An 11,413-nucleotide genomic window follows, 5' to 3' on the forward strand; every position below is an offset into this window, starting at 1 on the left:
GAGGGCATAGTTGAGTAAGTTCCGCTATTAGTCGCCTAATCTCCCACCGCCCTGCGGTAAGCGCGTTCGAAGCGCTCCTGAGTCACGCTTCGAAATCGGCCCAGTTCAAAGTGCTGCGCCATACGACGGACGGTTTCATCACGATCTCCGCCATCCTTGGCGAAGCGCAGCGCAAGCGAGGCAAGTTCGCATAGCGGAACGTCGGCGTGTGTGCGTTCCTCGGAGATACACTCGCGAAATGGCACAATTACAGTAGTGTCGGTACCCAGCGGCCAAATGAGGCGTCTCCCATCGTCCTCTACCACCTGAACGATGCGCCCGATCGCGTTCTGAATCGTTTCGCGGATATTGCCGCCGGCCCGCGCAAACCCATGGGCGCGCGCTAACCGCTGAAACAGCAGATCCTCGTAGATCGGCGCTTCGACGGACAAGATATGACTCGTCATCGCGCGCAGTTGCGAGCGGTATGCCGGATCATAGAATTTCGATGCGTCGCTCGAAAATCCGGCCATTGAAAGATTGGTCTGACGATAGAGTCGTTTCGCTCCCGCCTGGGGATCGGGCTGGCTCGCGACTGTGACCGCGTCGGCATAGCTTGTAACATGCGCGCCCGATCCGTTGGGCGGGGAACCCTGCCCGACTAGTGCAGGTTTGTTCATAGAGGCGCTGATGATTTCTTCGACCGCGAAATCGTCCATTTTCTGAGTATCTGATCTGACAAGCTTCGACTCTGGGGCATTGTCCGTGTCAAGCGCCGGCTCGGTCGCCACCGCATCTGCCTCCGTTTGCGATAGCAGGATTTTTTCAGCCTCTTTGGCGGCAGCTTCGGCCGCCTTTGTTGAGGACGCCCGGCTTGAGGCGAGGTCGGCCTCCAGAGCCGAGTGAAGCGTTTCCGTCGCGACCTCGAAGTTCATCCACCAATCTGTGCTCCACACCCTGTGGATTCGCCATCCGAGCCCGCGCAGTATCTGTTCCCGCAACCGATCCCGGTCCCGCGCTGTCGCCGAGCGATGATAAGTCGCACCATCGCATTCAACGCCGGCGAGATATCGTCCAGGGGCGTCCGGATCAACGATGCCTAGATCGACGCGAAAATTGGAAACTCCAACCTGAGGATGGACAGTCCAGCCACGCGTTTCGAGGGCGGCTTTAACAGCATCCTCGAACGGCGATTCGGTGTCCTGCCCTGTTGGCGAGAATGCTTCGGCGATTGCGCGCGTGCCACGTTCTGCAAACTCCAGGAAGTGCTTGAATTCCCGAACGCCGCGTGCCGCTGTCCGTGACAGATCGATCTGCTCGGGGCGAAGTGTCGCGAACACGACCATTTCCTGGCGGGCGCGCGTGATCGCAACATTCAGGCGGCGATGCCCGCCCTCTTTATTGAGCGAACTTACCGTCGAAACCGTCCGTCCGGTCTGATCTGGTCCAACTGCGATGGAGAAGAAGATTATATCGCGCTCGTCTCCCTGGACGTTTTCCAGGTTCTTTACGAAGACCGGTTCCTGCGATCGAGCGGCATCGAAGAACCGTTCGATTTCCGGATAGCTGCGACGTTCCTGATCGAGCATGTTTTCGATCAGTCGCATTTGCTCGCTATTGAAAGTGACGACACCGATCGATAGGCCCTGACCGACAGGGTAAGGATCGCGAAGCCGCGAGACGAGTTCGGCCACGACAACACGCGCCTCCTCGCGGTTGACCCTTCCAGTGCCGCGCTCATAAATCCCGTTCGGGACATGAACGTAGCGCACAGCTTGATCCTGCGTGACAGGGGAGGGAAAGGTGACGAGCCGCCCCTTGTAATATGCATTGTTGGAGAAGGCGATCAGGCTTTCGTGGCGGCTGCGATAATGCCAATCGAGACGCTGGGCCGGAATATTGGAAGCAAGAGACTCGTCCAGAATGCTCTCCTGATCCTCGACATCGGTCCCATCCTCGATTTCGTCGACGCTGCGTTCCCCAACGTTGGTCGGAGGCAATTGCTCTGGATCGCCGACGATGATGACTTGGTTGCCACGGGCGATTGCACCGATGGCGTCCCAGACAGGTATCTGTGAGGCCTCATCGAAAATGACCACATCGAACGGCTTAGAATCGGGCGGCAAATACTGCGCGATGGAAAGCGGGCTCATCATCACGCAAGGCGTCAGCTGAGTCAGAATGGTCGGTATGTTGCCGAAAAGCTGCCGTAGCGGTTGATGCTTGGCCCGCTTTTGCAGTTCGCGCGCAAGCGTGCCCCACTCGGGATCGGAACCAAACGCGGTTGGCCCAGGGATGGTGCCGGCAAGTCTTGAGCGGACGATCCGCTTCGACAGTTCTGTCACCCTCTCATCGGCAGCGCGGAAACGGGCAATAGCATCTTCCTGCCGTGCCGCAAGGAATGTCCGCAGCAGCGGATCTTCCGCAACAAGGAAATTGCTCCACCATCGGGCATATGACGCTTCAAAAGCCGCTTCGATCTCTGATGGCCGGATTGCCCCGTCGGCGATAGAGGCCACAAGGGATGACAGTCCCGCAGTTTGGGCTCGATCTGCCGTATTTGACCAAGCAGACCAGGTTTGCGCCAGCCCCAAGCTTGTCGCCCAACGTTCGAGGGTCGCGATGTGTTGACTTTCCAACGGGTCGTCCAGAAAAGACGACGCTTTCGGAGCGTGACCGACAAGGTTTTCAAGATCGCGATTTGCGCCTTCAATTGCCAAAAGTGATTGCTCCGCCTCAACCGAAGCGATGGCTACTTCGCCGCCTGGCCGGAACGCCTCGCGACGCTCGACGCGCATTAGGATCGCATCTTCCTGAAGTTGCTTGGTAGTCAATCCGACGACCGCGGCGGTTGTCGGTAGTAGCTGAGTAAACCGCTTCGCCCAGTCGAGAAATATACCCAAGCTGCGGAGTTCCATGTCAATGTTGGTATCGATACCCTCGAACACGGATAAGCGGGGTACGAGCTCGCTCGCGGCTTTGACGGTTTCCTTCATTTCGATAAGGCAAACGAGATCCTGTCCGATCTCTGTAGGAAGATCGGCAGTGGCGTAGGGTTGCAGAAGCGCCCGTACTCGCCGTTCTTTGCCTCCGCGTGTTATGAAATTTGCGAGCTTGGCGTCAGTCCAGTCCGACAAGATCTGTTTTAAATCCTGATCGAATACCGAGGGTCGATAGACAACCGTCAACTGGTCCCTTTGCTTCGACAGTTTGGCTTGCAGTTTGCTGAGTTCGACAATGGCGGACTTGACCGTTGCGGCCCGTTCTCCAACGAACAGCTCGCCATTACCCGCAGCGTCCTCACTCATGATCTTGCCAAAGGCAATCAGTTGGCGGGTGGCTTCGGTGACCGTGGACGGCGCAAAGCCAAGAGTGCCAGCAAGAGCCTTTGCCTTTTTCTCAAAGTCCTGAATTGCGCCAACAGACGATTTGATCGTCTTTTCTACTTTAGCGGGCCAGAAAGGGTCCCATGCAAAGGTTCCCATACCTCGCAACGGATGCGATGCAACGTCGCCCACAATTGCTGCATCGATCTTCAACTCCCGGCATAATTCGCGCATTGCCTGAATCTGTTGAGGAGTATGCTCGGTCGACGGCCACTCGAATTTCATTCCGACGAAACGCGCGCGATCCGCAGCCACCCGCCCAAGGGCTTGATATGCTGTCATGCCGTTGGCGCGGCGCCTGTGAAGGACGGAAACGAGTGAGTTCAATTCATCACGTAGTTTGGCGAGCCCGTCAGCGGCTGCGGTCCAATCTGCTGCCGTGGGCGATTGGCGCTCATGCCACGCTTGCTTGAGCTGTCCGAGCACCGCCGACTTTTGTGCCTTGGTGGAATGAACTTCGAGGCAGTATTCGCCGAGGCCTATGTCGCGCAGACGCCTTTGCACGACTTCCAAAGCGGCAGTCTTCTGGGACACGAACAGGACCGTCTTTCCGAGCGCCAGGCACTGCGAGATGATGTTCGCGATCGTCTGGCTCTTTCCCGTTCCAGGCGGGCCGAACAAGACGTAGTCCTTGCCCGACGATGCGGCTAGGATCGCAGCCAGCTGCGATGAATCCGCCGAGAGCGGAGCAAAAATATCCGCGGGATGATAGTCTTGGTCGATTTTATCGGGCGCCGGGAATGGCGTACCGTCGCCATACTGTTCCTTGGGCGTGTCGATCAGGTGCCGGACAACCGGATTTCGCTTCAGGAGTTCGGTCCGCTCCACCAAATCGCGCCACATCAGAAACTTCGTGAACGAGAAGGTCGACAGTACCACTTCCGGGCTGACTTCCCAGCCTCGCAAATCCTTCACATGCGTGCGGACAATTCGCAAGATTTTAGAAACGTCAATTCCGGATTGGTCGGACGGAAGTTCGCCGTCCAATTCTGGAATGCTGAGTTTGAAATCCTGCCTCAGCATCTGAAGCAGCGTCGGATTGAAGCGTACGTCCTCATCGTGGAGCGCTAGGCGGAAACCGGATCGAACGCTCGACCGTTGCAACGAAACGGGCACAAGGAGTAGCGGTGCACGATAAACAGGTCCCTTGTCTTTCTGGGTCCACTTCAGAAAGCCGATTGCCAGAAAGAGTATATTGGAACCGCCCTCTTCAAAAGCTGTGCGGGTCAGCCGAAAGAGGTCAAGCAGACGGTTGTCGAGTTCCGTCTGGCTACTTGTCGTGTGAAGCTCGGCACGCTCCAGCGCCTGTAGGAGATAGCTTTCCCGACCATCCTCATGATGGCGTTCGCGAAACAGCTCGGAGTCGCGGGCGTCCCCCGCTCCGAGAACGTCCGAACGGGCCATCAGCTTAAAATTCGTGCCTTCAGCGAGCATGTCTTCAAGCCGGGCGGGCTCAGGGCATTCGATCAGGACGCCTTTTCTCGTGTCTTTGAAATTGAGTAGTTTATTTCGCAATGAAAGATCGAGAAGCTTGCGCTTCCATTTTTCCAGCCGGTCAATCGGCTCCGCTTTCGCAGCATGAGAAACGGTCTCTCCTATAAATGTCGGAGGCGCTTCGATCTCAAGATCTATCGGATGTGTTTCGTCAATCGGCTTTAAGGTGGAGAGTGCGCCCTCCCCCAGGTCGAGTGGCCTGATATGGCGAACTCGAGCACGACGAATATCGATTGCGACCTCGAAAGTAGCCGCTCCCTCCTCAACCTGGATGCTGGCTTGTTTTACTGCGGCCGAGAACGATCCAGGCGGACTGTGCGTCAGCAGCGTTGTCTCGATCAGAATCAGGTCCTCAAGATCGCGACGTTTCCTCAGAACTTGGACATCGTCCACCGCGACTATGGAAAAGTCATCCTGTTTGAGCCAGAGGCCAACAAAGGCATGCCCTTGCGTGAGGACCACCAGCGGGTTCAGTCCTGCCTGCTCAAGGCAGGCCGCGTACATAAGTGCGGTGTCCAGGCAAGTTCCGGTTCGTCGTTCCAGAATATCGCTCGGACTCCTTACCTTTTGGCCAGATCTCTCGAAACTGGAAGGAGGTAGAACATAAGTGAGCCCATGCCTCGCGATAGCGGACCAAATCGCGCTTGCAAGTTCCCAGCTTCGCTCTTTCGTGCCGGCTTTGTATCCGTCTATAGCCGCATCTTTGCCTGACGCACTCAGTTTCGACGCTGCATCATGCAACACGACGTCAATGGCGGGATCGTTTGGACGTACAAACGCAGCCAGCAATTCAGGCGCTGCACCTGTTCCGCCCCAATGTGATGGTGGATGGAGGTGAATATCGGATTGCAGTCTGGCGAGAACTTCCTTGCCTTCCCAGACAGAAAGCACAAGCGACCCGAGCAACCCCTCTCGTAATAGACGCAAAAAACCAGCATCGAGTTTCAGATCAACAGACGATATTCGACGAGAAGAATTGTTGCCTATTCCATCGATGTGGATGACAAGTGGAGCAGCAAATGCGGGCTCACTTTCAATCCGCAATTCAATTTCGACAACGTCTCTGCCAAGGTCGTTTCGAAGCTCGATCTCGCTGACGAACGCTATTTCGTTCTGATGGAACGCGACGCTTAGATGATTTGCGATCGACGCCGAAACCGAAAAAACTGAATCCATACACAGCAGCCCCCCAACCCGAAACACTATTGGGTCCAGGAAGCGATGTCGATAGACTGACGTGGTGCCTAGAAATTTCTCCTGTGTACGAGTTCAGCGGCACAGGCTAATTCTTCAAGATACTTCAAGGCTTACCGAGCTTGGCCGAAGGAGGTCAGGCAGGTTCTGGTCGTTGAAGGCGCTGGGTTTATCGACCGCCGTGATTTCGTTCTCAGTTGCCGGATTACAGCCGGATGTGATTTCTGTCGTTGCAGGCCGACATGGGGGGCTTAATGCACATTCGAATTTCGAACATGCTGATAATGGCATCGGCAGTGATGATCGTGCCGACGTCTTCGTCCGCACAAGAACCGGGCCGAAGGCCTCAGGTGCCGATTGTCATTGAGGCCGATCTCGATTTTGATGCTTGCGGCGCGAACGGCATAATTGAAGGCCTCGATCCGGGTGGAGACGGATTTCTGGCCGTCAGAGGCGGTCCGGGCAGCAAGTATGCCGAGATCGACCGCCTTTTCAGCGGCGAGCAGGTTTACCTTTGCGCCGAAAAGGGCAAATGGCTCGGGGTTGTCTATTCAAAGCGCCGTCGCGATTGCAATGTCTCGACACCGTGGATTTCCACGCAGCCGTACACCGGCCCCTGCAGATCAGGTTGGGTGCATCGAAATTGGGTTCGGCTCTGGGCGGGCTGAAATTTAAGAGACAAGAAATTGAGATATGGTTTCCTAGGCGCGGTGGCGATCTTGACGTGGTTGGCTTCGCCCGCGGCAGCACACCTTATTGCAAGCAAGTTGCCGATGTCAGCGGAGGATCGTCGATGATTTATAATGGCTGCATGAAAATGGAGCAGGAGGCCCACGACACCCTGAAAACCTCTTGGCTAGGCATTCCTTCGAGAATGCGCAGCTACTGCGATGAGGTCGGCCGGGTTAGCGGCGGTTCCTATTCGATCCTGAAAGGCTGTGTCGAGATGGAATCCGATGCCGCCGCCAATACGCAGGAGTTCAAATACTGATGAAGCGCCTGTTGATCGCGATGATCATGATCGGCATGACGACCATGATCACCATCGCCGCCGACGAGCCGACGATTGTCAGCTGCCAGTTCGAGAAGATGCCGCCGATGATCCTGACGTTCCGTGGCGGCATGGGTGCCAACGATACACCCTGCAGGTCGGCCAGACGAAGCCTGTTCCCATGAGTGTCGGATCGAGTCTGATGTCAGCGGCCTACGGCGCTCAGGATTTCACGTTCTCTCTGCGGTTGCCTGCCAGCGTAAGCGTCAGCGCGCCCGGTCAGGACACCCAAACCTTCTACGGCGAGTGCATCAGTTCGCTGCAGCAGTGAACGAAAAAGCCTTTCGGTTGCACAAGAGGCGCGAACGGTGAATGGTGCGATCGATTGGGGGATACAATATTGCTGGAATTATTTACGCGGATAGCGCGGCGGAACGATAAGCGGACGGAATCGGAAATACAGGCGGATGTGCGTCAGTTTATTCTGTCGGCACCCTTCGACCTTGAGGAATCCGACGTTACGATCGTCTCGCTGGAGTCGCAGCTGGGCGACCGTCGCCGGATCGACGTCGAAGTAGGCTCAACCGTAATTGAGGTGAAGCGAGATCTCCGCAAAGGCAAGGTCAAGTCAGAAGCCGTCGAACAGCTTGCCGGATATGTCGAGCTCCGCATGGCGCAGACGGGCCTCCGTTATGTCGGCGTTCTCACCGACGGCACCGAGTGGATTTGCTACGATCTCGTGGACGGGAAATTGCGCGAAGTTTCATCGATCACGGTCGATGCCAACGCCGCCGACATTGAACGGTTTGTCGTATGGCTTGAAGGTGTGCTCGCAACGGCCAGCGATATCGCTCCAACCGCATTTAACATCGAGACAAGGCTAGGTGCCGGAAGCAGCTCCTACGCCCTCGACCGCGCAAGCCTCTCGTCGCTCTACCTGCGCAACCGGGAAAATCCGTCCGTTAAGATGAAGCGGACATTGTGGTCGCGGCTCCTCACTTCGGCACTCGGTACTCAGTTTGAGGATACCGACGCTCTCTTCGTCGAGCACACACTTCTCGTGAACACCGCGGATATCATCGCGCACGCCGTTCTCGGTCTTGCAATTGAGTCCTTGAACCCTGCGGCACTGCTGGCGGGCGAGAAGTTTGACGAAAGCGGCATAGACGGAGTGGTGGAACCCGATTTCTTCGATTGGGTCTTGGAAATTGAGGGCGGTGAAGTCTTTGTCAGGACACTTGCCAAGCGGCTGGCGCGTTTTGATTGGAGCTCGGTCGAGCAGGACGTCCTCAAGGTCCTATATGAAAGCGTCATAGGCACGGAAACGCGCCAACGCTTGGGGGAGTACTATACGCCCGACTGGCTGGCCGATGTCATCGTGCAGGAAACCGTCACCGATCCGATGGGTTCGCGAGTTCTCGATGCCGCCTGCGGTTCGGGCACCTTCCTGTTTCATGCGATCAGGCGATACATCGCCGCCGCGGAAAGCCTGGGCTTGGGTGTCGGGCAAATCCTCGACGGCGTGACGCGCAATGTCATCGGAATGGATTTACATCCCGTTGCCGTCACCCTGGCCCGTGTCACATATTTGTTGGCGATCGGGCGGCAAAGGCTCATCGATCCCGATCGCAAGACGATCCGCATTCCGGTTTATCTCGGCGACAGCCTACAATGGCAGGAGCAAAACATCGATCTTTGGGCGGCAGGCAATCTTGTCATCCGTGCCGACGACAAGCGGGATTTGTTCGGAAACGAACTGTCATTCCCGGATGCCCTGCTGGATGATGCAGCCAGATTTGACGAGCTGGTCAACGAGATGGCCAACCGGGCATCCCACCGAAAGCCCGGAACACCGATTCCGACTTTGAGAGCGGTCCTGCAGAGACTTGCGATCCAAGAAAATCACCATGCGACTATAGAGGGCACGTTCAAGACGATGTGCCGTCTGCATGACGAAGGTCGCGACCACATCTGGGGCTACTACATCAGGAATCTGGCAAGGCCGCTGTGGCTGTCGCGACCGGGGAATCGTGTGGACGTTCTTGTCGGCAATCCTCCGTGGCTGGCTTATCGGAAGATGACGATCGAAATGCAGGCAACGTTCAAGGTGATGAGCGAAACCCGCGACCTATGGGCGGGCGGCGAGCTGTCGACGCATCAGGACCTGTCGGGCTTGTTCGCCGTCAGGGCTTGCGAACTCTATCTGAAGACAGGCGGCAAGTTTGGCCTGGTGCTGCCGAATGCGGCAATCGATCGCGAGCACTATGCTGGCTTCAGAAGCGGCCATTACGGCGGCAAGTCCGGTGATGTCGCAATCGCGTTTTCCGCTTCGTGGGATCTCCGTCGAATTCGGCCTCATTTTTTCCCGCGTGCGGCCTGTGTCGTCTTTGGAAACAGGGAGGAGCACGCCAGCAATCCCCTCGTGGGCGCGACCTGGTCAGGGCGCAAGATGCCCGAGGAAGCCGAACTCTGGACAGGGCGATTGAAGGCGGCAAACATGTCGTGGCCCGAGGCGAAGGCAAGCCTCACAAGAACCGACGGCAAGTTGCGGCATGTCGGTCAACTAACGAAATCGCCTTATGCTCCAGCCTTTACTCAGGGGGCGAACGTTCTGCCCCGCATGGCTTTCATGGTTGAGAAACAGGAAGCCTCTACGCTGGGAATTCCTGCGGGCAAGATCGCCGTCAGATCGTCGCGAAGTGTGCAGGAGAAGAAGCCCTGGAAGGATTTGCCCGATATTTCAGGTGTGGTGGAAACCGAATTCGTGCGCCCCTACTACACGGGCGATAACGTATATCCGTTTCGAACTGGGGAAGCGGCACGAGGGCGGCATTCGACCGGGGCCAGATTGACCTGCATCAGGGGCTCCAGCAATGGTGGTCGAGGGCAGAAGAAATCTGGCACAGCAACCGCTCGAGCGAACGCCTCCCCTTGATCGAGCAGCTCGATTACCAATCTAAGCTTTCCAGGCAGCTTCCAACCCCTCCGCTTCGGGTCGTCTACAACCGTTCGGGGATGCATGTTGTCGCCGCGATCTTCGGGAACGGCCTTTATTGGGCTTCTGTTCATTCCGACAACGAGGCCGACTATCTTTGCGCAGTGCTGAACGCACCCGTTACCACTGAGCTTGTGCGGCCGTTCATGACATATGGAAAGGACGAGCGCGACATAGCCAAGCATGTGTGGGAGGTGCCGATTCCTCGCTTCGATGTCGAAAATCCGATCCATCGGCGACTGACCGAATTGGGTAAGGCGGCCGAAAGCATCGTGACGGGCTCGCAATCAATCCTGATCTCCACTTCGCCGCAACCCGAAGGCATATTCGGGAACTCCTGGATTCCACCGGTGAAGGGCGCGAGATCAACGAAATCGTGTTCGAGATGCTGTCGTAATCAAAGGCAATCCGCATGACCAACGCACTGGAAGATGCTCTCGCCGATTTGCGGGGCGAAGTCGAAGGTGGTAGCGAGCTGGCGGCCGCGACACAGGAAATCGCGGCGGAACACGGACTCAATCCAATTCTCTTGGAACGAAAATTCACGGAGCGCTTCGGATCGGCTGCCGCAGTGCTCGAAAAGCTAGAACGCGCCAGAGCATCACCTCGCCCCGAGATCGACTACGAAAAGGTGAAAGCGCTCATCGAATACCAGTGCAAGAGATTCCGCGTGAAGCCCGACAAGTTCTTTCCGCTCAAAGGAAAAACCAAAGTCACGATCGCCTCGCGGCTCGTGGGTGACCACATGGTTCATGTCGACGTGGATTTTTACGAATGCGCCGTTGTCGAGAGGGTCGGCAACAACGTGCGCGAGGGCTTGGAAGCATTGTGGGGAAACCGGACGAGCAAATGATCCACTTTCTCGCCTCCGAGCGCGATTCACTCACAGCTATCTGCCCAGTTTCGCTGGTGCCGGATCGTTCCAGCCTTCGGTCATGGCTGCTATCCTGACAGGATTACCGGGATGCGACCTGGACGGCGGCCGCACTCGCCAACAGCTCGAACGAAATTACCCACCCACCCACCCAAGGATCCCTCGAAACGAAGCGTCAAATGTGCGAGATAGGCCCATTCGGCCTGAAGCTGCGATAGCGGCCAAGTTGAGGAACGCAGCGGGAACATCGTTACAATACAGTCCGATATGGGCCACGTTTCGGGCTTTCCCTCAGGCCAAAGGGCATCCCCCGATGTGACAGGAAGAATTGTCACAAGTGGATGGAAGTACCGATCTTGTTGATTTGGTTGCACTATGCGGAAAGGCCGACAAAATATGAAGAGTATCACGTCAAGATTGGCCCATTTCGCAGCTTCGGGCCGTGTGTGGACGCCCCCGGGAATGCAAGTGATTTCTTTCACTTTGGCGATGAGCAATGC

The 11,413-nt window shown here is 56.7% G+C and carries 7 protein-coding genes; 6 read left to right on the forward strand and 1 reads right to left on the reverse strand.

What is annotated here, in order from left to right:
• Positions 1 to 35: 35 nt before the first annotated feature.
• On the reverse strand, positions 36 to 6,035 hold the full coding sequence (locus X738_RS77955; protein WP_084833957.1) for a DUF3320 domain-containing protein: 6,000 nt from the start codon (positions 6,033 to 6,035) through the stop codon (positions 36 to 38).
• Between the two features lie 248 nt (positions 6,036 to 6,283).
• Here X738_RS77955 and X738_RS77960 point away from each other — a divergent pair, with 248 nt between their 5' ends.
• The 6 genes from X738_RS77960 (at position 6,284) to X738_RS77980 (ending at position 10,892) form a co-directional block, all read left to right on the forward strand.
• Positions 6,284 to 6,721: an integron gene (locus X738_RS77960; protein WP_245277862.1), complete on the forward strand. Its 438-nt coding sequence runs from the start codon at positions 6,284 to 6,286 to the stop codon at positions 6,719 to 6,721.
• 56 nt (positions 6,722 to 6,777) lie between these two features.
• Positions 6,778 to 7,044, forward strand: a complete 267-nt coding sequence (locus X738_RS77965) for a hypothetical protein (RefSeq protein WP_051407997.1) — start codon at positions 6,778 to 6,780, stop codon at positions 7,042 to 7,044.
• Entirely contained in the window at positions 7,044 to 7,229 is a 186-nt protein-coding gene (locus tag X738_RS77970; RefSeq protein WP_023803665.1) for a hypothetical protein, read from the forward strand. The genes X738_RS77965 and X738_RS77970 overlap by 1 nt, the downstream gene beginning before the upstream one ends.
• Before the next feature lie 215 nt (positions 7,230 to 7,444).
• Complete coding sequence (locus X738_RS77975) at positions 7,445 to 9,979, forward strand: N-6 DNA methylase (protein WP_198032942.1); 2,535 nt, start codon at positions 7,445 to 7,447, stop codon at positions 9,977 to 9,979.
• Positions 9,976 to 10,455, forward strand: coding sequence for a hypothetical protein (locus X738_RS86465; RefSeq protein WP_023803668.1), 480 nt, complete (start codon positions 9,976 to 9,978; stop codon positions 10,453 to 10,455). The genes X738_RS77975 and X738_RS86465 overlap by 4 nt, the downstream gene beginning before the upstream one ends.
• A complete protein-coding gene (locus X738_RS77980; RefSeq protein WP_023803669.1) occupies positions 10,452 to 10,892 on the forward strand; it encodes a hypothetical protein in 441 nt (146 codons plus the stop codon). The genes X738_RS86465 and X738_RS77980 overlap by 4 nt, the downstream gene beginning before the upstream one ends.
• The last annotated feature ends 521 nt before the right edge of the window (positions 10,893 to 11,413 follow it).

This window comes from Mesorhizobium sp. L48C026A00 (assembly GCF_000502375.1).
Classification (GTDB): Bacteria; Pseudomonadota; Alphaproteobacteria; order Rhizobiales; family Rhizobiaceae; genus Mesorhizobium; species Mesorhizobium muleiense.